Annotated in this window: 21 protein-coding genes; 12 read left to right on the plus strand and 9 right to left on the minus strand. The window is 59.9% G+C overall.

Annotated features, from left to right (window positions below; all coding sequences use genetic code 11):
• Positions 1-59: 59 nt before the first annotated feature.
• Positions 60-1,427 (minus strand): epoxide hydrolase family protein, encoded by a 1,368-nt coding sequence (locus PSH66_RS15420; protein WP_305427129.1) that lies wholly within the window; start codon positions 1,425-1,427, stop codon positions 60-62.
• 446 nt (positions 1,428-1,873) lie between these two features.
• Positions 1,874-2,269: a VOC family protein gene (locus PSH66_RS15425; protein ID WP_078824655.1), complete on the minus strand. Its 396-nt coding sequence runs from the start codon at positions 2,267-2,269 to the stop codon at positions 1,874-1,876.
• Positions 2,270-2,680: 411 nt separating this feature from the next.
• Here PSH66_RS15425 and PSH66_RS15430 point away from each other — a divergent pair, with 411 nt between their 5' ends.
• The 12 genes from PSH66_RS15430 (at position 2,681) to PSH66_RS15485 (ending at position 18,617) form a co-directional block, all read left to right on the plus strand.
• Positions 2,681-4,564, plus strand: coding sequence for a 3-dehydroquinate synthase (locus PSH66_RS15430; protein WP_305427130.1), 1,884 nt, complete (start codon positions 2,681-2,683; stop codon positions 4,562-4,564).
• Entirely contained in the window at positions 4,561-5,445 is an 885-nt protein-coding gene (locus tag PSH66_RS15435; RefSeq protein WP_078824657.1) for a UbiA family prenyltransferase, read from the plus strand. Before PSH66_RS15430 ends, PSH66_RS15435 begins: the two co-directional genes overlap by 4 nt.
• Positions 5,442-6,203, plus strand: a complete 762-nt coding sequence (locus tag PSH66_RS15440) for an EboA domain-containing protein (protein WP_305427131.1) — start codon at positions 5,442-5,444, stop codon at positions 6,201-6,203. Before PSH66_RS15435 ends, PSH66_RS15440 begins: the two co-directional genes overlap by 4 nt.
• A gap of 51 nt (positions 6,204-6,254) precedes the next feature.
• Positions 6,255-7,139, plus strand: coding sequence for a TatD family hydrolase (locus PSH66_RS15445; RefSeq protein WP_305427132.1), 885 nt, complete (start codon positions 6,255-6,257; stop codon positions 7,137-7,139).
• Entirely contained in the window at positions 7,136-8,374 is a 1,239-nt protein-coding gene (eboE, locus tag PSH66_RS15450; protein ID WP_305427133.1) for a metabolite traffic protein EboE, read from the plus strand. The genes PSH66_RS15445 and eboE overlap by 4 nt, the downstream gene beginning before the upstream one ends.
• Entirely contained in the window at positions 8,364-9,803 is a 1,440-nt protein-coding gene (locus PSH66_RS15455; RefSeq protein WP_305427134.1) for an alkaline phosphatase family protein, read from the plus strand. Before eboE ends, PSH66_RS15455 begins: the two co-directional genes overlap by 11 nt.
• Positions 9,782-10,969 (plus strand): hypothetical protein, encoded by a 1,188-nt coding sequence (locus tag PSH66_RS15460; protein WP_078824661.1) that lies wholly within the window; start codon positions 9,782-9,784, stop codon positions 10,967-10,969. The genes PSH66_RS15455 and PSH66_RS15460 overlap by 22 nt, the downstream gene beginning before the upstream one ends.
• 12 nt (positions 10,970-10,981) lie before the next feature.
• A complete protein-coding gene (locus PSH66_RS15465; RefSeq protein ID WP_305427135.1) occupies positions 10,982-13,411 on the plus strand; it encodes a hypothetical protein in 2,430 nt (809 codons plus the stop codon).
• A gap of 67 nt (positions 13,412-13,478) precedes the next feature.
• Positions 13,479-14,420, plus strand: a complete 942-nt coding sequence (locus tag PSH66_RS15470; protein WP_305427136.1) for a hypothetical protein — start codon at positions 13,479-13,481, stop codon at positions 14,418-14,420.
• Positions 14,421-14,433: 13 nt separating this feature from the next.
• A complete protein-coding gene (locus PSH66_RS15475) occupies positions 14,434-15,720 on the plus strand; it encodes a hypothetical protein (RefSeq protein ID WP_305427137.1) in 1,287 nt (428 codons plus the stop codon).
• A 3-nt stretch (positions 15,721-15,723) separates the two neighbouring features.
• The gene (locus tag PSH66_RS15480) at positions 15,724-17,550 is read left to right on the plus strand and encodes a hypothetical protein (protein WP_305427138.1); all 1,827 of its coding nucleotides are present in this window, start codon (positions 15,724-15,726) and stop codon (positions 17,548-17,550) included.
• A 14-nt stretch (positions 17,551-17,564) separates the two neighbouring features.
• Positions 17,565-18,617, plus strand: a complete 1,053-nt coding sequence (locus PSH66_RS15485; RefSeq protein WP_305427139.1) for a hypothetical protein — start codon at positions 17,565-17,567, stop codon at positions 18,615-18,617.
• Between the two features lie 147 nt (positions 18,618-18,764).
• On the opposite strand, the gene PSH66_RS15490 is transcribed toward PSH66_RS15485, so the two are convergent.
• The 7 genes from PSH66_RS15490 to PSH66_RS15520 all read right to left on the minus strand — a co-directional run bounded on the left by PSH66_RS15490 (position 18,765) and on the right by PSH66_RS15520 (position 26,949).
• Positions 18,765-20,255 (minus strand): aldehyde dehydrogenase, encoded by a 1,491-nt coding sequence (locus PSH66_RS15490; RefSeq protein WP_305427140.1) that lies wholly within the window; start codon positions 20,253-20,255, stop codon positions 18,765-18,767.
• Between the two features lies 1 nt (position 20,256).
• Positions 20,257-21,159, minus strand: coding sequence for a dihydrodipicolinate synthase family protein (locus PSH66_RS15495; protein WP_305427141.1), 903 nt, complete (start codon positions 21,157-21,159; stop codon positions 20,257-20,259).
• Positions 21,160-21,222: 63 nt separating this feature from the next.
• The gene (locus PSH66_RS15500) at positions 21,223-22,542 is read right to left on the minus strand and encodes an FAD-binding oxidoreductase (RefSeq protein WP_305429616.1); all 1,320 of its coding nucleotides are present in this window, start codon (positions 22,540-22,542) and stop codon (positions 21,223-21,225) included.
• 134 nt (positions 22,543-22,676) lie between these two features.
• Entirely contained in the window at positions 22,677-23,747 is a 1,071-nt protein-coding gene (locus PSH66_RS15505) for a GlxA family transcriptional regulator (protein WP_305427142.1), read from the minus strand.
• A 100-nt stretch (positions 23,748-23,847) separates the two neighbouring features.
• Positions 23,848-24,873 carry a glycine betaine/L-proline ABC transporter substrate-binding protein ProX gene (gene proX, locus PSH66_RS15510; protein ID WP_305427143.1) on the minus strand — a complete coding sequence of 342 codons (1,026 nt, stop codon included), beginning with the start codon at positions 24,871-24,873 and terminating at the stop codon, positions 23,848-23,850.
• Between the two features lie 41 nt (positions 24,874-24,914).
• On the minus strand, positions 24,915-25,868 hold the full coding sequence (proW, locus tag PSH66_RS15515; protein ID WP_305427145.1) for a glycine betaine/L-proline ABC transporter permease ProW: 954 nt from the start codon (positions 25,866-25,868) through the stop codon (positions 24,915-24,917).
• A 46-nt stretch (positions 25,869-25,914) separates the two neighbouring features.
• Positions 25,915-26,949, minus strand: coding sequence for a glycine betaine/L-proline ABC transporter ATP-binding protein (locus PSH66_RS15520; protein ID WP_305427146.1), 1,035 nt, complete (start codon positions 26,947-26,949; stop codon positions 25,915-25,917).
• Between the last annotated feature and the right edge of the window lie 42 nt (positions 26,950-26,991).

The following is a 26,991-nucleotide window of genomic DNA, read 5'->3' on the forward strand; positions in this document are numbered from 1 at the left end:
GTTTCTCCGTAGCGAGCCGCCGAATAGCGGCCCGGTGTGTTGACTGGATTGCGTGTGAGCTACTGGGCTGTCTTCGTTGCGCTCAGCTTGGCGCGCAGCGGCCGGAAGGCCTCCCGCAACTCTTCGCTGAACAATTGAGGTTGCTCCCAGGAAGCGAAGTGGCCGCCCTTGTTAACCTGGCTGTAGTAGGAAAGTGATGGGTAAGCGCGTTGCGCCCAGCTTTTTGGCGCCTGATAGATCTCGTGCGGGAAGACCGTGATCGCCACCGGCACCTTGATGCTTGCGGTGTTCTGCGCGGCAGCGCTGAAATTGTTGTTGTTGTTTTCCCAGTAGAAACGCGATGACGATGCGCCTGCGTTCGTCAGCCAGTACAGGCTGATATCGTCCAGCATCTCGTCACGGGTCAATACCCGTTCAGGCTGACCATCACTGTCCGTCCACGCGGCGATTTTTTCGTACATCCACGCCGCAGTACCGGTAGGCGAATCGGCCAGCAGGTAACCGATAGTTTGCGGGCGCGTAACCATCATCGCGCCGTATGCTGCATTGCGGCCGAAGAAGGTGCTCAAGGAATCAAACGCCTTGCGTTCAGGCTCAGTGAGCCCGACAGGGGCCGGGTCACCACTATTGATCGGTTTGACCAATTCGGGCGGGATGGTGGCCGGCATGTTCAAGTGAATGCCCAACAACCCCGGCGGATTCAGGCGGCCCAATGCATCGGATATGACCGAACCGTGATCTCCGCCCTGGGAAACATAGTGGGTATAACCCAGACGCTTGATGAGCACATCCCAAGCCTTCGCGACTCGATCCGGCCCCCAGCCCAATTCAGTTGGCTTACCGGAAAAACCGTGTCCCGGAATCGATGGAATGATCACGTCGAACGAATCTTCAACCTTACCGCCGTAAGCAACGGGATTCGTCAGCGGGCCGATAGTCTTCAGGAACTCAAACTGGGAGCCAGGCCATCCGTGTGTCAGAAGCAGCGGCATCGCGTTGGGGTTTCGCGAGCGAACATGGATGAATTGAATATCGACGCCGTCGATAGTCGTGATGAATTCAGGCAGCGCATTGAGCTTTGCTTCGGCCTTGCGCCAGTCATAGCCGCTGCCCCAATACTTCACCAGCGCCTGGACCTGGGCCAACTGCACGCCTTGGGAAACGTCATTGACGGTCTCTTTGTCCGGCCAGCGGGTCGCCGCAATGCGCTTTTTCAGATCGGACAGTTGAGCTTCATCGACGTGAATTCGATAGGGTCGAATCGATTCGGGATTGGTCGAGGCCGAGCTGGCAACTGACGCATCGGCGGCCGGGCCAGCAGCCCAGGCACCGCCGCTGCTGGCTATCAGGGCCAACCCCAAAACGCCCATTCTCACGGAAGAAGCCAGACAATGGCGCCAGGTGAAACCGAACGTAGCTGCAGGCATTTTGAATTTCCTATAAGTCATTGGTCGACAACGTCGCGAAACGCGCAGAGATAGCCGCGAGTTAAATGAGTCATCCATTGGAGAAGGTTTGCGCCTTCTCGATGGGTTCATTTAAAGCCCCGCAGGTATCCCGTATGTGTCATCAACTGACTTAAAGGAATCGCTGTGTATCTATCCAAAGTGCAGATACAAAACGATACAAACCGACCACTCGCTCATAAGAAAGCCAATGCCCCGACTTGTCGGGGCATTGGCTTTTCTGGGACGACAGATTTTATTTTTGACCCGATTTTTGGCAGTTAGCCGAAAAATCCATAAAAAATTCCACTCCAGGCTGATTGGGTCAATTTTTTTCAATCAACTCATATGGTTATGCAATTCCACTTATCTGACGACCCTTACAAATACCGTCACCACCATCATGCAGCGACAACGTACTGAAGAATCTAGACTTCGCAGTCAAGCATCCATTGAACCCCGTACCGATCGGTGAGCTTGCCATAGTAGCTCCCCCACGGTTGCATCGCGACGGGCGTGGTTACCTTTGCGCCGACAGCGAGTTTCGTAAACAAACTGTCGGTGCTGTCGCGACTGCCCATGATGAGCATGTGGGACGAACCTCGCATTGGCTCAGCATCGTGATTGTCCGAGGCGAAGAATAGAACGCCGGGCCCTTCGAAGCGGGCATGCATTACCTTGCCCTTCATCGCTTCGCTTGCGATTGGAATGCCGTGATCTCCATGGCGCATCAACGTTGTTATCTGACCAAGGCCACATTCTGCATAGAATGTAAGCGCAGCCTCGCACTGCGTGGTGAAGAACAGATAGTTGGCTAGCTGCATTTCATGACTCCTGCCAATTGCCAGGCCGACTAGCCCGGCATGCATCTTATCGCGCAAATCGCTGCCGGTCTGCCTGAACGCCCTTCGTCGCGTTCGACCGGAACCCTGCTAAAAAACCCGACAACTCTGACGATATCCGGCGGCAGAGCCGCACGCCGTAAAAGGCCAAACTCACACCTCTACGCCATGTCGGTAAACCTTAGCGCAAGACGTTTTCCAAATTCTGTAGGCTCCCCTTCCTTGCAATATCCCCGGCTTTGACTAAGTTGATAGCTACTGGCCACCCGAGTGCCCTTCAGCGGCCAGAAATCCCATAACCATCGTCGAGGAATTCAATAACCAGACGCCCTTACATCGTACCCAACTGACACTGACACGGAATTCAGTCATATCAATCAAGAGGGATGCTTGATGAAGCGTAGCGTGTTGCCTAGAGCTTTTTCACTCAAGGGTGCGGCCGAAAACTACTGGCTTTCGTTATCAGTGTTTTCGATCCTGGTTGTTGCCAGCTTTCTGTTGTTTGAACAGCAGATCCAACAGCTGCTGAATCACCTGAGCACCCTCCTCCCCACCGACCCGGTACAACGCCTGAGCCTGGCCGTGCTGCTGGTAACGCTTCTGGCCCTGGATGTGCTGCTGCCCGTGCCTTCCAGCCTCGTGGCCTTGCTGGCCGTGGCGGCCCTGGGCGCCATTGGCGGTTATCTGGTGATCCTCATGGGGCTGTGCCTGGGCGCCAGCCTCGGCTACTGGCTTGGGGCCGGCTACTTTCGCCTGCTGTCCAATTGGCTGGGACTCAGAAGCCGGCAACCCGGGCAACTGGCCTATCGCCTCAGCACGCTTTCGCTGGTGTGCCTGCGTGGCGTGCCGGTGCTGGCGGAAACCTCGGTGCTGGCAGCCGGCATGCAAGGCTATCCACTGCGCCCGTTCCTGCTGGTCACCACTTTGGCCAACGCCGGCCTGGCCCTGGCCTACGCCGCGATAGGCAGCCTGCTGGTGGAGCAGCACGCGCTGCTGGCGACCATTCTGGCCAGCATGGTGCTGCCTGGGCTGTTCCTGGGCGCCCGCAGCCTTTTCAAACAGCGCGTGGCGCAACCAACTCTCGACACGGATCAACCTCTGCAAGGCCGCTTCGAGGTGAGCTACCACTACCCAGTGCTGTTCACCGACCACATTTTCCAGGCGGACAACCCCTGCCTGTACCAGCAACTGACTCGGCAGGGGCCCGGACCGATCACGGTGCTGGTGTTTGTCGATGAACAATTGCTGCTGTGTTCGCCGCAGTTGCCGCAGCAGATCAACAGCTATTTCAGCGCCCATGCGGCCGACCTGCATCTGCAAGCCGCGCCGATCACGGTGCCGGCCGGTGAGTTGAGCAAAACCCCGGACGTGCTCCAGCATCTGTATGCGCACATGCTGCAACACGGCCTGGATCGCCACTGCTATGTGCTGGCCCTGGGCGGCGGCGCGGTACTGGATGCGGTGGGCTACGCCTGCGCCACCTTCCACCGGGGCATGCGCCTGATCCGCATCCCGTCCACCGTGCTGGCGCAGAACGATGCCGGCATCGGCGTGAAGAATGGCATCAACGCCTTTGCCCAGAAGAACCTGTTGGGGGCCTTCTACCCGGCCACGGCGGTGATCAATGACTTCCAGTTGCTGCTCAGCCTTTCCCAGCGAGATCAGATCGCCGGCCTCGCCGAGGCAGTGAAAGTCGCGGTGATCAAGGACGCGGCCTTCTTCCAGTGGATGGAGCAGCGGGCCGAGGCCCTGGCCGGTTTCGAGCACAGTGCCAGCCGCTACGCCATCCACCGCTGCGCGCAGTTGCACCTGGACCATATCACCGGTGCTGGCGACCCGTTCGAGCGCGGCAATGGCCGGCCCCTGGACTACGGACACTGGGCGGCCCACAAGCTGGAAAACCTCAGCCAGCACCGCTTGCGCCACGGTGAAGCGGTGGCCGTGGGCATGGCCCTGGATGCGCTGTATGCCAACGCCAGCGGCCTGTTGTCGGACGCCGACTGCCAACGCCTGCTGCAACTGCTGGACACACTCGGCTTTAACCTGTGCCCGCCGGAACTGAGCCTGCGCGACGCACAGGGGCGCTCGCCGATCCTGCTCGGCCTGGAAGAGTTCCGCCAGCACCTGGGGGGGCAATTGTCGATCCCGATGCTCTGCCGCCTGGGCCAGTCGGTGGATGTGCATCACATCGACATGCTGCTGATGGAGCAGGCCCTGTCGCGCCTGTCGGCGTTCGGCGGGCCGGATTTCGCCTGGGGCGCGGGGTGCGCGCAATGACTCACTCCTCGCTGACCACCTGGCTCACCTTGGGGCGGGTGTCCAACCTGCCGACCGTGTGGACCAACGCCCTGGCCGCCGCCTTGCTGGTCAGCAGCGCCAGTACCCTGGCGCCGCCCACGCCACTGGTCTGGAGCTTGCTGCTGGTGGCGCTCTCGGCGCTGTACCTGGCGGGCATGTTGCTCAACGACCTGCTGGATGCCGACTGGGACCAGCAGCATCACAACCCTCGGCCGATCGTCCTGGGCCTGGTCAGCCGCACCCAGGTCAGCCTGGCCACCGCGGCCCTGTTACTGCTGGCGGCGCTGGCGATCTTCGGCCTTAGCCGGTTGATCGCCCAGCCCCATTGGATGCTGGCCAGCGCCGGTTTGCTGCTGTTGTTCATCCTTGGCTACAACCTGCTGCATAAGAAATACCCGCACAGCGTTTGGTTGATGGGCGGCTGCCGCTCGGCCCTGTACCTGACCGCCGCCGCCAGCCTGGCGATGCCGCCCCAGCCGCTGTGGTTGTGCGCTGCGCTGCTGGGCACCTACATCGCCGGGTTGACCTACCTGGCCCGGCTGGAACATCGCAACCAGTTGCTCAGTCGCCTGCCGCTGCTGCTCATGCTCAGCCCCCTACTCCTGGCCGCCTACGCCGATAACAGCGTGTTCTGGCTGGTCATGCTGCTGTGGCTGGGCTGGCTGGGCTGGCATTACCAACGCCACCTGGCCAACCCGCAGCAACGGCAGATCCGCGCTTTCATCGGTGCCGGGCTGGCCGCCCTGCCGTTGTTCGATGCGCTGGTGCTGGCCCTGGCCAACCAGCCCCTGGGCAGCCTGCTGTGTGTGCTGGTGTTCTTTCTGCTTCCCCACCTTCAACGCTGGATCAAGCCGACATGAGCATGGATGCCCTCTCTCGCGCGCACACTGCGCTCACCATTCGTCATGCAGCCTTCGCCGAGCGCCAGCAACGGCTGGACCGGCAACTGGACGACGAAAGCCGCCGCTGGTGGCAAGAAGCCCGGGAGCAACTGGCCCGGGACCCTTCGGCCAACACACTGATACTGCTCAGCAGCCAGTGCCGGCGCCGCCTCGGCCCCGTGACCGCCGGCCCGGACGGGAACGGCCTCCCACTGGCCCGGGCGCTGCTCCTGGCCCAGTTGCTGGAGCAGCAGGCCGACACCGATCAACTGGCTTTGCTACGCCAGCTGTTTCTGTGGGGCGACGACCAGGAAAAGGCTGCGCTGCTCAACGCCCTGGATGACCTCGACAGCCAGGGTGCCAGCCTCGACCTGGCGCTCCAGGCCGGGCGCACCAACAACCGCGAAGTGTTCGCCGCCATCGCCTTGGACAACCCCTTTGCCGCGCGTCACTACCAGGACAGGGCCTTCCATCAGCTGGTGCTCAAGACCCTGGGCATGGGCCTGGACAGCCGTCGCATCCACGGCCTGGCGGAGCGTCGCAGCGTCGACCTCAACCAACTGGCCCTGGATCTTATGGAAGAACAGCTGGCCGCCGAGCGTGAGATTTCCCACGGCTTGCCCCAGGTCATCGCCTTCTACCTATTGAGCCAGGCCCAGCGACAGCGCCTGCGCAACTTATACCAGCAGGGACGGTTGCCCCGGCACTGGCTCGAACATTTTCCCGCCGGCACCTGAATCCATCCAGGTCAGGCAACGAATTCTGTAGCACCCAATCAAGGAGCCACCATGGCGAAGTACTTCGATCCGCACATTCATATGGTCAGCCGCACCACCGATGACTACCAGAACATGGCGGCCGCCGGGATCACCGGGGTTATCGAGCCGGCCTTCTGGCAGGGCCAGGCCAGGACCAGTGTCGGCAGCTTCATCGACTACTTTGACACCCTGCTCGGCTGGGAGCGATTTCGCGCAAGCATGTTCGGCATCCACCACTTCTGCACCATCGGACTCAACCCCAAGGAAGCCAACGACCTGTCGGTGGCCAACGAAGTGCTGGAGATCCTTCCGCGGTATCTGGTCAAGGACGGTGTGGTGGCGGTAGGGGAAATCGGCTATGACGACATCACCCCGGAAGAAGACCGCTTTCTCGCCGCGCAACTGGAGCTGGCCAAGCAGTTCAACCTGCCAGTGCTGGTGCACACCCCGCACCGCGACAAGATTGGCGGCACCAAGCGCACCCTGGCGGTGATTCGCGAAGTCGGCATTGCTGAGCACCTGGTGATCATCGACCACCTCAACGAACTGACCCTGCCCCTGGTGCTGGACAGCGACTGCTGGCGCGGTCATTCCATCTATCCCAACACCAAGATGTCCGAGCAACGCATGGTCGCCCTGTTGATGGAGTACGGCACCGAGAAAATGGTGGTCAACAGCGCCGCCGACTGGGGCATCAGCGACCCGCTCAAGGTGCCGAAAACCGGCGCGGCGATGCTCGCCGCCGGCTTCAGCGAAGCGCAGGTCGAACAGGTGCTGTTCCATAACCCGGTGGATTTCTTCGCCCAGAGCGGGCAGTTGGACAAGACGCTGGTCAGCACTCCGCTGCCGATCGATCAGCGCCGCCAATGGCAAGAGAACTCGGCGCTGCGCGGCCAGGAACCGGTGGTCAAATGAGTGCCCGGGCCGGCTGGAGCGCCGCGCAGATCGGGTATTGCAGTAACGTGCATCCGGCCCGTGACGTGGCCGGCCTGCGGGCATCGATCCAGCAACACTTCCAGGAGGTACGGCGCCAGCGCGGGCTGGCGGTACAGGACAGTGGCCTGTGGATCAGCGCCCAGGCTGCGGCCGAACTGCAGCAGCCCGAGGTACGTGAAGCCTTCCTCGAACTGCTGCACGACAGCGGCCTGCGCCTGACTTCGCTCAACGGTTTTCCCTATGGTCAGTTCCATGAGGGCGCGGTGAAAGCCGAGGTCTACCGGCCGACCTGGGCCGAGCCACAGCGCCTGGAATACAGCCTGCAACTGGCGCACCTGCTGGCAGCCGCCCTGCCCCTGGATTGCCCGCAAGGGGTGATTTCCAGCGTGCCTCTCGGGTATGCCGCCACCTGGGACGAGGCCAGGCAGCAACAGGCCGAGGAACACCTGAGACAACTGACTGCCGAACTGGCAAGCCTGCATCGCAGCAGCGGCAAAAAAATCCTGTTGTGCCTGGAAATGGAGCCGGACTGCGTACTGGAGAACACCGACCAAGCGCTGGCTTTTTTCAAGCACTGGCAAGCTACCGACCCCCACCATGGCTACCTGGCGCTGTGCTTCGATGTCTGCCACCAGGCAGTGGTCTTCGAGGACTGCTACCAATCCCTGCAACGGCTGCTGGACGCACACATCACGGTGGGGAAGATCCAGCTGTCCAATGCACTGATCTGCCAGTTGCCGTTGGCCGATCGTCAGCGCCGCGAGCAGGTGCTGCAGGCCCTGGGCAACTTCGTGGAGGCCACTTACCTGCATCAGGTCAAGGCCAGGGATGGCGCCGGTCAAATGCTGGCCTGGTCCGACCTGCCCGGGGCACTGAGCGCCGCCGAACCGACCCAAGGGCAATGCCCAGAGCTGCGCATTCATTTTCATGTGCCGTTGTTCAGCGAGCAGTTTCTGTTGAGCGAGCTCAGTGGCAGCCAGCAGGCCCTGCTGCGCACCTTCGACTTCCTCGCCGCGCATCCGCACTTCCAGCCGGTATTGGAGGTGGAAACCTACAGCTGGAACGTGTTGCCCGCCGCCCTGCGTCCGGACAGCGAGCAAGCCTTGCTGCAAGGCATCGCCGCAGAACTGCAATGGGTCGAGAGCCAACTGCACAAACGGCAGCTGCTGCGTAGTCGATTTTCGTCCAGGGAGGCCGCGGCCCATGCCTTCTGAACGCCAACCCTTGCTACTGATCAATGTGGTGGGCCTGACCCCAAGCCTGTTGGGCCCGGCCACGCCCCGGATCAATAGCCTGCTGCAACGGGCACGGATGGCCAAACTGCAGCCGGTATTCCCCGCCGTGACCTCGACGGTGCAGGCCTCGATCCTCACCGGGCTACCGCCTTCGGAACACGGCATCGTCGGCAACGGCTGGTATTTCCGTGATCAGGCCGAAGTGCGTTTCTGGCTGCAACCCAATGCGCTGATCCAGGGCGAGAAGGTCTGGCAGACCCTGCAACGGGCAATCCCCGACCTGCGCTGCAGCCAGCTGTTCTGGTGGTTCAACATGTATGCCCAGGTGGATGCGGCCATTACGCCAAGGCCGCACTACCCCGCCGACGGGCGCAAGATGTTCGGCCTCTATTCTTCACCATCGGGCCTGCACGAACGCATCGAACAGCAGATCGGCGAGTTTCCCTTTCCGAGCTTCTGGGGCCCGGCGGCGGGGATCGCCTCCAGCCGCTGGATCGTCGACTGCGCCATGGCCGAATTCCAGATCAGCCGTCCCGATCTGCAATTGATCTACCTGCCGCACCTGGACTACAGCCTGCAACGCCTGGGGCCGGAGCATCCGTCCATCAGCGACGAAGTGCGGGCCATCGACCATGAAGTCGGGCGCCTGCTGGATTTTGCCCGGCAGAAAGGTGCGGCGGTGATGCTGTTCTCTGAATACGGTATCGAGGCGGTGCAGCAGTCGGTCTCGATCAACCGCGTGCTGCGCGAGCAAGGCCTGCTGCACGTGCGCCGCTCTCTGAGCTGGGAGCTGCTGGACCCTGGTGCGAGCACGGCCTTTGCCGTGGTGGACCACCAGATCGCTCATGTCTACGTGCGCCAGCCCGAGGACATTGCCCGAGTCAAGGCCCTGCTGCTGAGCCAGCCCGGTATCGAGCAGGTGCTGGACAAACGCGAGCAACAGGCTTACCAGCTCGACCACCCACGCAGTGGCGAGCTGGTGGCGGTGGCGGCCCCGGGTTTCTGGTTCGATTACTACTACTGGTTTGACGACCGCCTGGCCCCGGATTTCGCCCGCACCGTGGATATCCACCGCAAGCCGGGCTACGACCCACTGGAGCTGTTCGTCGACCCGGCGATCCGTTTTCCCAAGCTGCGGGTCGCGCGCCGGCTGCTGCAGAAGAAACTCGGCTTTCGTTACTACATGGACCTGATACCCCTGGACACCTCATTGGTTCGCGGCAGCCACGGACGCTTGCCGAGCGACGATGAGGTCGGGCCACTGCTGATCACCGATTGCGATTTACCACTGCCGGAGCATCTGCCGGCCACTGCGGTAAAACACCTGCTCCTAGAACATTTCCTGGGGCGCCCCTATGACGATAAGGCTCAGGCCAAGGAGATTCCATGCGGCGAACCATCCCTATAGTCGTGCTGAGTGTGTTGAGCGGCTTTGCTCAGGCACAGGGCACGAACACCGTTGAGTGCAATAATTTCCTCACATTCGCAAATGACCCCAGCGGCACCCTGACCACGTTCAAGCAGAGCCCGGAAACCATGGCCTGGAACTGGTTCGTCTGCCTCAACCGGCAGGATGCCCAGCAAGGCGCCTATCGGGTCTGGGAGACGTTCAAGCCAGCCGATCAGGTCTACCTGTTGAAGGGCGCCACTCCACAGCCCTACAGCTCCCGCGAAACCCCGCCAAGCCAGGTAACGCAACTGGCGCAACAGCAGGGCATGGACCCCAAGGGGCTATTCCAGTTTCTTGGCAATGACACCGCCGGCAGCCCACAGAACGGCACCCAGCAGGTCGATGGCCTGGCCTTGAAGATGAGCCCCAACCCGCCGGTTCCCCCCTCGAAGACAGAACAGCTGGTGCGCTTTCACCTGTTGATGGGCGAGGACACCTTCAACTACATCGTCGCCAACCAGATCTACAACCGCGACGGCCTGGCCAAGCTGACCAGCAACCTGAATTTCCCGACCACCGCCTGGGAGCTGAAGACGGCGTGGTTCTGGATCGGCGGCAACAAGGACTTCATGTCCCAATTGGCCAAGGACGGGTACTACATTTCCCAGGCCTACTACGTGAACAGCATCGGCCAGTATCAGGTGGGCTACGCCGCCCTGAGCGGCATGCACGTGATCAACAAGTTGACCCCGGACTGGGTCTGGACCACCTTCGAAAACCGCAACAATCCCAAGTACACCGTCACCAACGACGCGCCGCCCAAGCCCATGATCAATAGCACCGGCCCCACCGAGGCGGCCAAGCCGGTGAACAGTAGCTACCAGCAGCAGTACCCGAACCTGGCCCAGTACGAACTGATCGGCGTGCAATACGACCGCCACCAGGCCGAGCCTAAGCTACTTGCCAACTCCCAGCTGGAATCGGCCTTCCAGGGCAGCTCCTCATGCCTGGCGTGCCACAGCACCGCAGCCTATTCGACACAGAAGAACACCTTCTTCTCCTTCAACATCGACCATAGCGGCGGAATTCTCTACCCCACCAGCGTACTGCCGGACAAGGACTTCGACGGTTATCAAAAACTGGACTATGTCTGGTCGCTCAAACGCGCCCAGTGGAAACGCTAAGGAGAGCAGCCCATGAGTGTCTTGAACTTTCCCCGGATCTACCTCAACGGTTTCATGTTCTGGAACCCCCCAACCCTCAATAACAATGATGTGCTACCGCTGTACGACGCCGTGAAGATGCAGATGAACTGGCCCTTCTTGAGCACGTACGGGATCAACGCCGAGAATGCTCCGCGAACGCTGATGCCCTGGGCCATTACCCCGCTGGCCTACAAGGACGTTCCGGACTACGTGTTGCAGGTGCCCACCAACGGCGACCCCAGCAACTACCCGATGATTCCCGCCGAGTGGGACCTGTTCGGTGACAACGCCTGCGGCACCGTGGACTACCAGCAATTTCGCTCGGTGATCATCGGCGGTGAAAGCAAGGTCGACAGCTACATCGACACCGACCCACTGATCAACAAGACGTACCAACTGCAGGGCAACTCGTTCGGCAGCCCAACCCCGACCGCGGCACGCTTTGTCGACGTCAGCCCCTGGCAGAACACCTTCACTGCCCTGTACTTCGAAAAGATCATGCTGGGCGATGCCACCTGCGGCGTGACCCTGAGACAGGGCTGCCGCATGCTCAACCGCTTCCTCGATTTCAACTGGGGAGCATTCGGCGGCCTGGTCTACGTGACATGCACCTGGCAAACCTGCTTTACCAAGGATCAGGTGGACTGGGTCATCGGCGGTTCGCAACTGCTGCAGGAGCTGAAAGATGAAATGGAGCGTAATACCGACGCCCAAGGCCTGATGCTCAGGTTCACCACCTACTTGACCGTCTACGACAAGAACGGCTTGTTCAATGACTTCAAGAACGTCAACACCCATTCCCACGCGCCCTGGGACATGTCCAGGCTGCAGATGCTCTATCAGATAGGCCTGGACAACCCGACCGAGCTCTTCTTCAACCCCGCCTACAGCCGCAGCGCAGGCACCCTTGGGCTTTGGCTGCGCAACGAGTTCCCCACCGCGCCGGCCGGTCAACGCCTGGTGCCCAACGCCGGGGTACCGTTCTACAAGAGCGTACCGGGTGATGCGCAGATCCACGCCAAAGAACAGGTGGTGAACCTGGGCGTGCTCACTGCCGAGCTCAATGGCAGCACGCTGTCGCTGGACTTGGGCAATACCTTTCCGATCTACCCAGCCGTGCATGAGGGCCCGGCCGCCCCCGAGCTTGATGGGCGCAACAACGGTATTCCGGTCGCCGCCAAGTTCAACGTCGGTGACTATGAGCTGGGGGTGCTGCAGGGCAAGGACTTCTCCTTCTTGGCCAGCATCGGCTTCGACCAGTATCGGCAATCGGCCTTCGACAAGCGTTCCGGCCTGTTGGACCTGCCCCTCGACACCAGCGCCCAGGCCGCGCTGAAAAACGGCAACCTGGCGCTGCGGCTCAAGGGCACCGACACCATCGCCGCCCAACAGCAGATGTGGACCGCGGAAGTCATCGAGAGCGCCAGCTTCATCGACGTCGGGGACAGCCGGACGCTGAGCATCATGGTGCAGCACAACGGCAAGCCCGCGCCCGCCGGAACCTCGTTGTGGGTGGCCGAATACAACAACGCCTTCATGCTGACCACCAGCAACTACTACCTGGCGTTCAGCAACCCGGCGGATTTCGTGCTGATTACCGACTTTCCCGAAGTGCGCGCGAAGAACGAGCCGGGCATGCCTCAGTTCGCCGACGCCTCGCAGCATCCGAGCCTGTTGAGGGAAGGCAGTGGCAGGCGCCTGAGCGCCATGATCGTCACGGCTCCCGGGTGCGATGTGCCGGTAAGCAACGCCATCACCTATCAGCAATTCCTGAAAACACCGGCCGCTATCGATCTGAGGCCATGCCTGAGGTTCGACAAGCCACAAGCGATGAGCGGGAAACTGGATGATGAGGCCGGCCTGGGCGCCACCGTGGACTACAGCCTGACCCGCATCCAGACCAATGACGACGGCATTGCCCAGGTGACCGTGCACGCTGTGGCGCCGGGCTTCCCTACCCTGCGCTTTTTCATTCAGGATGATCCGACGGGCGTTCCGTTCAGCTTTTCCTACACCGACGCCTTCACCGACTTCCTGTCGCCGCTGCGGGTACTGCCGCAAGAGCCGCAGATGCTCAAGGACTTCGTCGACAGCTGGAACCAGATGTGTACGGCCGACGACGCCAACGTACGGATCTGGAACGAGTTCATCTATCCGCAGATCCTCCAACCCTTCTATTACCTCTACCCGATCATGAACAAGTACATGCCGCTCAACTCCCTGCAACGCATCGAGGGCGCGATCGAGCAGTTCATCAAGCTGATCAGCAAGGAGTATCAGGAGGCCAGCACCCTGGCCATGCCCATCACCCGAGACCTGCCGCAAAGCCGTCGCCAGGTGCTGGAAATCTGGGCCAAGGACCTGGTGAGCACGGGCTACCCGCCGCGCCCACTGAACCTTACGGACTACCAGCAAGGCTGATCCGCAACCGTCATGCAACGGAACCCTGGGCGCACCGTGGCGCCCAGCTTTTGCAAAGGAGTGTCAGATGAACGCCAGTCTCTTCAAGCAACTGCTGTTGGCCGCCGGCCTGCTGGGCGCCAGCCAGGCGCCGTGGGCCCAGACCTACCCCGACAACGTCTACTTCAATATGGGCGTGCACAACGACAAGGGCTGCGACGCCAAGACCCATAACTGCATTGCCAAGCGCACAGCCACCGATCCGGCCGATCCGCTCTACCCGGCCACCTGGGTCAGCGACTGGATCATGTACCGGGTCACCGCCAACTACGCGAAGAACCCGCCGCCCTACAGCAGCCCGCCGAGCACCCTGCAACCAGCCGACTACACCGTGTCCCGTGGCACCAGCTACTACGACAACGACTATGTCCCGGCCGACGGCGACGGTTCCGGCGCGATGATGGAGCACTACGAGAAGTACTGCCTGCCGATCTTCCCCATCAAGGACAACAACTACACCTGCTCCTTCGTGTCCCTGGGCAACAAGGCCTACTTCCTCACCTACCCCGAGGACCGGCCCAAGGATATGCCTGCCTGCTGCATGTTCTCGCCAATGAACCACCCGCCGCGCCGGGACTTCATCAAACACCTGCCGTACAGCGCAGCCCGCAGCCAGAACCTGAACGGCAGCGTGCAGGCCTACGCGCTGGAAATCCCGGTCAAACCGAGCCCGATCCTGTTCGGCTACGCGTTCTACAAGCAGCCCACCAGCGATGCTCCGGGCCAACCGGCCTACCAGCACCCGCAGTCGTTCTACTTCTCCGGGGATGTCAGCGTCGCCAACGCCCCGATCGTCAGCCAGAACTATCTGAACTGGCGCACCGACAAACCGGATCCGGCCAAGACCTGGGACCAAGTCGCCAAGATGTGCCCGGCCAACCCGCCGGACTGCCAGCTCTTCACCCCACCGCCATCGTTGAAAAACGGTGCGCGGCCGCAGTGGAACCAACTCATGCCCCCTTCGCAGTGACAGGAGCTGTCTCATGAACCATTGGAGCCGTTTCACTGCCTTGCTGTTGCTGGGCCTGGGCAGCCAGCAGGCCAGCGCGTTGCAGCCCGGCACGCCTGGGTCGCAGACCACTTGCCCACCCAATGCCGTGGTACCCGCTGCCGGAGCCTCCCAGCAGGCTTTCGATCAGTACAGCTGGCAGACGTTCATCAACCTGAACTGGCCCGCACAGGCGGGCCAGCGCGGGGTGGCCGATTGCACCAAGCCTTTGGGCAGCCCCGGCGATACCGTGTGGCAGACCTACAAGAGCGTCAGCGAGACCTTCCTTCCCGGGGCCACGAATCCAGGCCCCTGGAACTCGAAACTGCCGCGCAGGAGTCTCAACCTGATCAACATCGCCGCGATCAAGAACACCCAAGTGGTGCAGGCGGACAACCAGGCGGTCGGGGGCTGGCTGATTGATCAGCGCGGTAACCCGACCTACTACGACATTGCCGCCAACCAGGTGTCCTACAATTACATCGTCGCCAACGACTTCTACAACGCAGCGATCGTCGACGCCGCGAAGAACATCAACTTTCCCAACAATGCCGGCGAGATCAAGGCCAGCTGGCGCATCCTCACCACGGCCGACGACAGCAGCCGCTACCTGACGACGAAGGCCCTGGTGACAACATTCGACAGCCAGGGACGGCCCAACGGCGCCGAACCGGCCAACATCGGGCTGGTGGGGCTGCACATCATCAGCAAGGTCGAGGGCTACCCGCAGTGGATCTGGTCGACCTTCGAGCAGATCGACAACGTGCCACCCAAGGTCAACCTGGGGGGCAAGTGGGTGGACCAACCGGTCTCGGGGATTTTCTACTCCTACTTCAACGCCAAGGCTCCCGCCGGCAGCCTCAATCAGTCTCCCTGCCTGTGGCAGCAGCAAGGCACACAGATGGTCTGTACCCCAAAGCCCGGCACCAGCTTCAGCACGCCGGATCCGCTGAACCGGGTCACCCCGATCACCGACGTCACCCAGCAGGTCAATACCCAGTACCAGGGCAATCCGCAGGTGCAACAGAGCGTGTTCAAGTACTACCAGTTGATCACCACGCAGCACCCCCAGTCGCCGGACAATCCGGGCAATCCGCTGGGTCAGCCAACACCGTCGCTGTCGGCCAACGTCACCATGGAAAGCTACATCCAGAACAACAGCAGTTGCATGAACTGCCACTCCATGGCGACACCGCTGCATAGCCAATACAAGAGCGACTTCTCCTTCCTGTTCAGATTCGCCCACGCCCCGGTCACCCATGCCACCCAGGATAAGGAATAGATCATGAGCATATTGAACGGACCCCGGCTGAACTTCTGGGGTGGCATCTCCACCGACGTCAGCGTGTCCAACAACTCGCCGACCTTGCCCAACGGCATCGCCACGTCCCTTGATCTGTATGACCTGACCACCTCAACGGTGTCGGAACCGGCCCGGACCTACAGCGATGACCGCCTATATGAATTGATCAACGCCCCGGACCCCAGAATCGGTCCCAACAGCCGATACACGGCCGGCGGCTGGAACCACTACGGAGACCACGTGGTGACGATGCACAATGCGCTGATCAGTTCCCAAGGCACACCGGGCAACATTTCGCTGGAAGGAGACATGGTCGGCCAGCCGGTGTACCTGCTCGGCTCCGTTACCCCCGGCACCGGGCAAGGCCCCAATTCCGGCCCGATGATGGTCGACCTGGACCCCACAGCGAGCACCACGACCCAGATATTTGTCGGCGGCCTGCAGATCGGCAGCAGTACAGCTCCCGAGCTCTTGATTCGCTGTAATACCGTGTGCAGCAGTTTCGACCTCAATACCCGTGTGCTTGAGCCTGGAAGCATGGACTCACCCGGCTCTTTCCATGCAAGCGGCACCTTTCAGCTGACCTTTCCACTGAGCAGCATCGTCAGCTACAACAAGGGCAGTGCCGGACTAAAGGCCCTGATCGAAGCGCCCAACGCCACCGGGATCGTGCTGCGTTTCGTGATGTTCGAAATGTGCCCCACCCTGACCACCGAGCAACTGAACGCGGACTACGCCGCCAACCAGTTCAACCCTAACCCGAGCATCGGCCGGGTCATCGGCACCCTGGCCACGGCGTATGCCGATGAGCCGCAGATCTGCCCGCCGGGCCGTCAACTCATCAATGCCGACAAGGACCTGAACATCAGCAGCGTTGCCTATGCCGAGGTCGCCAATGGGCAACTGAGCATCGATATGGTCAACCTGATCCCCAAGCAGACCTTCAGGGCCGTGCGCGACGACATCACCAGCCCTATTGGTCCCAACGCCGACTACGGGACCGTCACCATCGCGAGCGCGGCAACGGTCCTGGCGAGTTTTGAACCCAGCGACCCGCTGCTGCAGGACTACTACCGGTTCGGTGGCATCATCGACGTGCCGCTCGACACCACCCAGATCCAGCAGGTGCAGAGCACGCCCTTGTGCATCAGTGCTCCAGGGAACGCCCTTAACCCAGCGCTATCGGCACCCGAATGCGCGTATCGAGTCTACAGCGATCAGCGCAACACCTACCTCGATCCTGACAGCACAGGCGTGCAGATCACCTTGCAAGTCCGTTACCTGGGCGCCGTGGTGCAAGCAGATACGCCAATCGATATCGCGGCCTCGGCGACCGCCGTCTATGAGGCCAACCGCTACTGGGACTTCCTGGCGCTACCGAACTCGCTGACGGTTCCGGCCGGTCAGCCCTCGGTGAGTTTCAATGTCCTCCCCGTCGCCGGCTCCAGAACCCAGGCCGGCTTCACCACCCTGACCTACACCCTCGACAACAACCCCCTGACCCAGAGCTTCAGTAACTTTCGCAAATACGCCTGGAGCGACTTCGGCATTCCCACGGGCAGCATCGTGACCTGGGAGCAGGTGTACCAGAACGTGCTGCGCTTCCATTACCTGGCCTTTCCTGCCATGTCACGCTACATCCAGCTCAACCAACCTGACGCGGTGATGAGCTACAAGCAGGCGATCCTGGCCCGGATCTCTCCCGAGTACCAGAACACTACCTTGTACATGTCAGTGGTGCGCTCGATGTCGCCGAGCCAATGCTCCCTGCTGACGACCTATCTCAACGGCACCCCCTGGCAGCCTTGAACAAGGAGAAGACCATGACCGTTGCTTTACACATACCCGGCGAGCCGCAAGAGACGCTGCGCCCAAGCGATATCATCGCCGAGGGCCTCTTCAACCCTCGCGGCGTCTGCGTCGAAGACGATGGCAGCCTACTGCTGGTGGAAGCCGGCTCAGGCCTGCCTGACCAGACGTTCAGTGGCCGTATCAGTCGCCTGCGACCAGACGCACGCGCCCAGGACGGCTACCTGCCGCCCGAGGTCCTGGCCCAGGGCTTTCGCTCGATGAACATGCAGGCGCGGATGCTTCGGGACGAAATCATGGGCCTGTCGGACATCGCCTTCGGTGCCGGGCGCTACGTGGTCAGCCAGACCGACTACGTCGCCGGTTCGAAGCTCCTGGACCTGCAATACAGCCCGCCCGAACCGCTGTTCCATAGTCGCGGCAACCTCAACTCGCTGTGCTATCACCCTTCGCGCCAAAGCTGGCTCGCCGTCAAGCCCGATACCAACCAACTGGTGGAGTTCACCCCGGACGGCGAGCAGATCCTGGCCCTGTTGCCCGACCAGGATCAGGGCCAGGAAGCGGTCCCTGTAACCCTGGTGTACGAGCCGCAAACCGATGCGGTGCTGATCAGCCTGTTCTCCGGGGAACTGCATCGCGACCCGACGCGCAAGGGCATCGACTTCGCCGACAACGCCGGCAAGGTCATCCGTGTCTGGCCTGCCAGCGGCAGGATCGAGGTGTTGATTCGCGGGCTGCAACTGCCCACCGGATTGGCGCTGGATCCGCAGGGACGGATTCTGGTGCTGGAACTGTGCGATCGGCTGTTGCAACCCCTGCCGCTCGACTGGTCCGGCGAAGTCTTGCACGGCGGCTTCGCCCGCTTCAGTGGCCGCCTGCTGCGCTGCGACGTGCAGCAACGCAATGTCCAAGTGCTCGCCAAAGGCCTGGATACGCCGTCCAACCTTTGCTGCATCGAGGGCGCGGTGTTGGTGAGCGAAGGCATGGGGCTGAGCGGACGGCCGATTCCCACCGCCGATCAGCAGGTGGTTGCGCTGAGCGGACGATTGCGGCGGGTCCGACTTTGAACAGACTCCAACGCCCCAGCCCATTCAGCCAGAGCGATGTGCGATGTCATAGGCGGGAGGATCTAAACAACGTTTAAAGTTGAAAATCCTCCCAGTGGTGAGTGGGCGGTGCGACGATTCGCCAAGCCCGCTCACCACACCCGCCCCTCAGGAAGCGTCGATCCAGATGGTTTTCAGCTCGGTGTACTGGTCGTGTGCCCAGATAGACTTGTCCCGCCCACCGAAACCCGACTCTTTATAACCGCCGAAAGGCGTAGACGCGTCCCCTTCACCGAAGCAGTTCACCGTCACAATGCCGGCGCGGATGCCGCGTGACAGCTTGAGTGCATGGCGCAGGTTGCCGGTATAGGCCGAGGCCGCCAAGCCGTAAGCCGTATCGTTAGCCAGCTCGATGGCTTCCTCGACCGAGTTGAACGTGGTGACGCTCAGGACCGGGCCGAAGATTTCCTCCTGGAACAGACGACTGTTGCGCCCTACTCCGTCGACGATGGTTGGCTCTACGAAGATATCGTGGGTGGTATTGCCCCCGGCCAGGACAGTCAGGTTTTCGTCCTTGGCGTGCTCGATGTACGACCTTACTTTCTCAAAATGCGCTGTGCTGATCATCGAACCCAGGCGATTTTCCGGGTCAAGGGGATCGCCCATTTTCCAGTCCTTCAAGTTCACCTGGATGCGTTCGAGCAGCGCGTCCTTGATATCGGTGTGAACGAGCAAACGAGAAGACGCCGAGCAGTTTTCGCCCATGTTCCAGAAGGCGCCGTTGAGCACGTGCTGCGCGACCTGGTCGACGTCTTCAACGTCGTTCATCACCACCGCAGGGTTTTTGCCGCCGCACTCCAGCACGATGCGCTTGAGGTTCGACTCGCTGGAATACTTGAGGAAAATACGCCCGGTGTCGGTCGAGCCGGTAAAGCTGACCATCGCGACATCACCATGCCGCCCCAACGGTTCACCGGCCTCTTTGCCGCCACCCGGTACCACGTTGAACACGCCGGCGGGGATTCCGGCCTGGTACGCCAGTTCGGCGACACGCAACGCGCTCAGTGTGGTTTCCTTCGCCGGCTTGACCACGATTGAACAGCCTGCGGCCAGCGACGGGCCAATTTTCCAGGCCAGCATCAACAGTGGGAAATTCCACGGCAATACCAGACCGACCACACCGATAGGCTCACGCACCACCATCGTCACCGCCCCGGAACCCACCGGCGCAGTGGCATCGTAGATCTTGTCGATAAGCTCGGCGTGCCAGCGCAAGGTATGGATCGTCTCAGGCACATCGACGTTCTGGCATTCACGCACAGGTTTACCGCTGTCCAGGCTTTCGAGCACTGCCAGTTCGTGGGCGTTGTCCTCCAGCAGTTGGGCAAACCGCAGCAGGATATTTTTACGTGCCGAAGGAGCAAGCCCTTGCCAGCGAGCATCCGCAAACGCCGCCTTGGCCGCAGCCACCGCCACGTCTACGTCCTGGGCGTCACACGCAGCAATCTCAGCCAGCACATCGCCGGTGGCCGGGTTGATCGTGGTGAACGTGCGGCCCGATCGGGCGCTGCGGAACTGTCCATCGATAAACGCCTGGGTGCGGAACGCAAGCTTGCCGGCCAATTCCCGATAAGCCTCTTTACTCAGCAGGTCCGCCATTTCAAGCACCTCCCACAATGTGTGCAACGTTTTGCTTGAGCGTCTTGATCACTGTGTTGAGTTCTTGCTTTTGCGCGTCGTCCAGCGCCAACAAGGGCGCACGCACGCCACCAGGGCGCAAGCCACTCAGCTCGCTGCCATGCTTGATCGATTGGACAAATTTTCCGCCTTCGAGGAAGTCCATCAACGGCAGCAAAGCCGACATGATGCGACGCCCTTTGTCGAAGTCTTTTTCAATCACGCAGGCTTCATAGAGCGCAACGTGTTCGCGGGGAATGAAATTGGAACCGGCACACACCCAACTGCGCGCGCCCCAGGCAAAGAACTCCAGCGCTTGATCATCCCAGCCACACGAGATCTGGATCGCTGGATGCGCACAAGCCAAGCGATGCAGGCGGTTCATCTCCCCCGAACTTTCCTTGATCGCTTCGATGTTTTTACACTGCGCAATCGCGTCAAAGAACTCATCGCCCATGGCCACCCCCATGCGCGCCGGGTAGTTGTAGAGCATGATCGGCAGCCCCGCAGCCTTGTCCACTGCCAGGACATGTGCAGCGATTTCCTTCTGGGTGGGCAATGCGTATGGCGGCGACCCCACCAGGATCGCATCCGCCTTGAGTGCTCTGGCCTGCTCGGCGAAGTAGACCGAATCTTCGGTTCTGATACCGCCGGTGCCGACCACCAGTGGCAGACGGCCTTGCAGCACACTCTTTGCACGCTCCGCCACGGCCAGGCGCTCAGCAGGTGTATGGGCGTAATACTCACCCGTGGAGCCGCCGATAATGATCCCATGTACCTTGGACTCGACCAGGTATTCAAGCACCTCGTCAAAGGCCGAATAATCAATGTGCCCATCCGAAGAAAGCGGCGTAATCGCGGGGGTGAAAATACCGTCAAAGTTCATGATTTTTCTCCTGTGGTTCCTAGGGTTTATCCGCATGGCTGTAAAACAGTGTTCAACATGCAATCAGCTCTCTCGGCCGGCGCGGTACTGCCCCCATTTAAGGTTTGCATTGACACCCAGCGAAAGAAACGGCTCAGGCGGATTGTTGTTGGGCCCGGGCGCCTGCAATAAAAAGTCAATGCGCTCATCGCGTTGACCGGCCAGCCAGTCGGCCAGTAATTGCCCGGTCACCGTGCCGCGGGTGACACCCAGGCCGTTACAACCCAGTGCGCCGTAAACATGAGGTGCCAGCTCACCGAAGAAGCCGTTGTGATTTCGGGTCATGGCCAGAGCACCACCCCATGTATATTCAAAATCCACAGCCGGCAGCATGGGAAAACGTTGCTTGAATGACGCTTGATGACGTCGCAGGAATCGGTCGTTATATCGGGTGTTACTGCGCCCGTCGGGATTAAAACTGAAGCTGTTTCTAATCAGTAAGCGGTTATCTGGCGTGCGCCTGACCGTGGTGCCAAACGGGTCGGCTGGAATGGCGCCCCAAAAGGGTTTGCCCCCCAGTTGCGCCTGTTCTTCCTGCGTCAGTTGTCGAGTGATGCTGCCGTAGGTATAGATGGGCAACATGCGGCCTTGAAGAAACCCGAAGCGCATACCAAAAGAGTTATTGGCCAGGATCAGCTTGTCGGCCGTGATACTTCCATTGGCATGTTTCAATACTGTTTTGGCACCGTACTCGACTTCCAGAATAGGGGTGCGTTCATACAAGGTAACGTTGCAAGGCAGATGGTCGGCAAGGCCCTTGACCAGCGCCGACGGCTGTAACAAAACCGCCCCCGGCGTGTATAAAGCCTTGCGGTAAAAGTGCGTCCCCAAGTGTTTGGGCAATTCATCTTGATCAATCATCTGGTAAGGCTGATCGAGTTTATCAAGGCCCCGCCGATAGGCATTGAGTACGGCGATTCCCCGATCTTCAACGGCGGCCTGGTATTTGCCGCACGCCTTCATCTGGCAGTCGATGCCGTGTTGTTCGACGAGGTCGCGCAGAATGGATTGCCCTGCCAGATTGAGTTTCAGGCTGGTTCGCGCGAGGGCGATATCACCAATGTAATCTTCGGCGCCAATATCATGGGGCAAGTCAATTGCGAACCCTGCGTTCCTGCCCGAAGGGCCAAGGCCGACCTCCTGAGCCTCCACCAGCACGACTTCGTCGTCGGGAAAATTCAACGCCAGTTGCCGCGCCGCCGCCAGCCCGGTAAATCCCGCGCCAATAATCACCCAGCGGGCGGTGCGGTGCCCATGATGGGCAGGCCTGGGTTCACGCGGCCGGCTTAAATGAAACCAGCCACAGCTATTGTCGTCGGCAGGTAGCGAGGTAACTTTCATAATCATATGGCCGTAAAGGTGAAGTTGCACTGGGCGGTAATAACTCAATAACCAGCCGGAAACAGGGCGACGCCGCAGGAGAGTTGCAATAGCCCACCCCGCCGATAACCCTTTAACTGAAGCCTTTTAAACTTTACTCAAAAACCTGCCGCAATGGCGTAGCGCTCCGAATTGCCGAAGTCGCTGGAATAATAACTTTCCCTGAACGACATCGGCGGCACCCCGAACAAATCCTTGAAGCGTTTATAAAAATGCGGATAACTGACAAACCCGGTGGCCAGTGCCACATCGGTCAATGATCGATTACTTTGGATAATCAGTTGCCTGGCACGGGTAAGGCGCAGCTCCAGGTAGTATCGGTTGGGCGCCGCGTTCAAATAGCGTGCAAACCGTCTTTCCAACTGTCGGCGCGAAACCCCGACATGGCTGGCGATTTCGTCAATCTCCATGGGTTCTTCGATGTGATTTTCCATCAGCGAGACCGCCACATTCAGCGGACGAGGAACCGGTCTTGCCAGGCCGGCCGCGCCAAGGGACACATCATCGAAGTGCAGCTTTTTGGGTTGATGCACTCGTTTGATCTCCTCCACCAGGTCAGCGTCGCGATGGGCGCCGAGGTCCTGCATGATCGCCAGGATCATGTCCAGCGCGCACAAAGCTCCTGCGCATGTCGCGCGGCGCCGGGCAAAGGTGTATGCAGCCTCCCCCGTTTTAACCTGGGGGAAATACTCGTTTATCAGTGCACAACTATCGGTATGACACGCGCAGTCCTGATCATCGAGCAAGCCCGCATCGGCCAGATAAAAGGCAGCGTTCCATATGCCGGCAACTACACCCTTTGCGCTCGCCACTTTTTTCAAGGCGCGTCGAATGGTCGGGTTGCTGGACAGCCTTACACGCAGGCCACCGACGACGATCACCACATCGTGATTGATTTTTTCAGCGTTCAAACGCTCCGAGGACAGCGGTATACCGATATCACTTTCCACCAACCCGCCCAAAAGCGAGTACATCGATACTTTGTAGACGGTATGGCTGTTGATCAGGTTGCCGGTCGCCAGCGCATCCATTGCAATTGAGAGTGCCGTCAACGAAAAGTGATCAAGCACAATGAATGCCACGCGCACTATTTTTTCGTGACGCGCCGAGTCGGTCGTTTGCTGAAAGGCGATGTTCTGAAACTTCAACGAACTTTGGAAAGTATCCATTATCTTCGCCACCTGATCACTTATTACGTAAAACGAACGCAGCCGATCCTGCACACGGCCAGTCTCTTATAGACGCTGACCGCACGCCTCTCGTTCTTTGTTATTGTTTGGCTGCGGCGCGTGCGTCACTCAACCAGCCATCGTATTGTGCCTGGTGAGCCTTGATCCATTCGGCCGCATGTCGCTTGATGTCAGCCAGTGATTTCTCGCCCTTTTGCATACGCAGGTTCTGCGCACTTTCGTCATCCGTGGTGATACTGACTTGCGACAAGAACTTGCGCGCCACCGGATTTTTCTCGGCGAACTCTTTGTTCATCACTGCGTTAACGTTATCCACCGGGAAACCGAGGTTTTTGCCTTGATAAAAGGTGTCTTTATTGTCCTTGCCATCAGGCAACGCGGTAAATGGAACCGGCAACCACACCACATCGCGCCCTTCGACCAGAACGCCAGAGATCCATTGCGGCACCCAAGTGAAATACAACACGGGTTTACCTTGTTGGAACCGCGCGATGGTGTCGGCCATCAACGCAAAGTAAGAACCACGGTTATCCACCACCGTTGGGCCAAGGCCATAGGCTTTCATGTGGTACTCGACCATCACTTCGCAGCCCCAGCCAGGGTTGCAGCCGGTCATGTCCGCCTTGCCATCGCCATTGGCGTCGAACAGTTTGGCGATTTCCGGTTTCTTCAAGTCCGAGAGGTCCTTGATGTTGTAGGCCTCGGCTGTTTTCTTATCGATCATGTAGCCCTGTAACACGCCCTTCATGACCTGCCCGACTTTCACCATCGTGTCGTCGCCACCGGCTTTCTGATAAAACGCCGCGTGCAGGTTTTCCCACTCATGCACGGTGAAGTCCGCGTCGCCGTAAGACAGCGCCAGGAACATCGCAGGGTAATCAACTTCCTTGGGCGCCTTCACGTCATAACCGAGGTCTTTCAACCCTGCTATTGCCACCTCGCCCCGAAAACGTTCTTCAGCAATCGTCGGGAAAATAGGCGTGATCGAAACACCCTGCCCCGGTTTGTTTGCATCAGCGGCATATACCGCTGAACACGCTGTCGCACCCAACATAGTCGCCATCAGTGTCGCAACGACGGTTTGCTTGAGGTTTGCAAGTTTCATATTTCACCACGCTTGATTTTATAGTAGGTGAGCAGATGCGCTTAAGGCGTCACTGGGTGTACCAGGTTCTTTTTCTTCTTGAGTTTCAGCACCAGGCCCACCGGCCCGGTCTCGTACCAGCGCTGGCCTGTTGCCAGATCGGCGCTGCGTTCACCCATCGCTTGGGTCAAGCGATCAAGGAAGACGGCCAGGAGTACCAGCCCCGCACCCCCGACACTGGCCAGCCCCATGTCCAAACGGCCGATACCGCTCAGCACCATCAACCCAAGACCGCCCACGGAGATCATCGAGGCGACCACGACCATCGACAGCGACAGCATGAGCGTCTGGTTCAAGCCCGCCATCATGGTCGGCGCAGCAAGGGGCAACTGGACCTTTAAAAGCATCTGGGTAGCGGTACAACCGAAGGCACGGGCGGCTTCAACTTTATCGGCGGGGACTTGGCGAATACCGAGGTTGGTCAGGCGCACCAAGGGCGCAACCGAGAAGATAATGGTGACAATCACGCCCGGCACGTTACCGATGCCGAATAACATCACCACCGGCACTAAATAAACAAAGGCAGGCAGTGTCTGCATCGCATCCAGTACCGGACGAACAATCACTTCCATTCGGTCGCTACGGGCACACAGGATGCCCAGGGGAATACCGATGACGGCACAAAAGAGCAACGAGGTCAGCACCAGGGCCAGGGTGACCATGGAATCGGCCCACACGCCAATCAGGCCCAACCCGGTCAACGTGGCGACACTGAAGATAGCGATTCGCTTACCGCCGATCTGCCAACTGATCAAACCCGCGATAATAATGAATACCGTGGGCGGTACGGACAGCAGGCCCCACTGAATACCGTCAAGCACTTGATCGACCGGCCACCTGATCGATCTGAACACTTCTCGAAAGTTATGCACCAGGTAAGTAAGCGCTGCTTCTACCCACGCGCCCAGTGGAACGGTAAAACTTTGGAACGGGTCCAAATAATTGAAATCCGACATGATGTTTCCTCACCCTCAGAACGTGAGACTGCTCTGATTATTCAAATTAACTGTTATTCAGGCAGCTCAGCAGATGGCCTTGCGAAATCGAGCCTTTGTACAGGCCAATCTCGTCCACGACCGGCATGGGCGTCGCAGACGCGGCAACTAGATGAAGAATGTCCCTGAGCGACGCTTCGGCTTTTAGAGGGGTGTGACGACCAGGCTCATAAACGATACTGGCGTCCTGTTGAGCAATATCGCCCGCCTTCAGAATTCGACTGGTATCAAACCCGTTGAAGAAGTCGCGCACGTATTGATTGATCGGATTACACAGCAGCTCACGGGGCGTGCCAATTTGCACCACCCGGCCGCCTTCCATGATTGCAATGCGATGCCCGATACGTACGGCTTCTTCGATATCGTGGGAAATAAAGATGATGGTTCGGTTTTGCTCGGCTTGCAGCTTGATCAGCTCGCCTTGCATCTCGCTGCGAATCATCGGGTCGAGGGCGGAAAACGCCTCGTCCATCAGCAGGATTGCGGGGTCATTGGCCAAGGCCCTGGCGAGCCCGACCCGTTGCTGCATGCCGCCGGACAGTTGATGGGGAAAGCTGAACTCCTGGCCCGCAAGCCCGACCTGCGCCAACGCGCCCATGGCCCGGCAATAGCGTTCTTTTTCGGCGACACCGCTGATTTCCAAACCGAAACTGACATTGTCGATGACGCTCATGTGCGGCATGAGTGCAAAGGACTGGAAGACCATGCCCATGTCTTTCCTGCGCACTTGCAGAAGATCTTTATCCGCCAGCCCGGTAATTTCCTTGCCATTGAGAAAGATCGAACCACTGGTGGGCTCAATCAAACGATTGAACAACCGGACCATGGTTGATTTACCCGATCCCGACAGGCCCATGATGACGAAGATCTCGCCGCGGCGGACGGAAAAGTTCGCATCAAACACACCAATGGCTTGTCCGGTTTTTTTGAAGACTTCCTCTTTGGAGGCGCCCTCGGCAAGCATCTTCATTGCGAGGTCTGGCTGCGTGCCGAATACCTTATAGACATTCTTGACCGAAATAATCTCGTCGGAATTAGTCATACCTTGCCCCCTTCGTGTTCAGCACTGTTCGCTTTAAGCGAG

The sequence above is a fragment of the Pseudomonas sp. FP597 genome (genome assembly GCF_030687435.1).
Classification (GTDB): Bacteria; Pseudomonadota; Gammaproteobacteria; order Pseudomonadales; family Pseudomonadaceae; genus Aquipseudomonas; species Aquipseudomonas lactucae.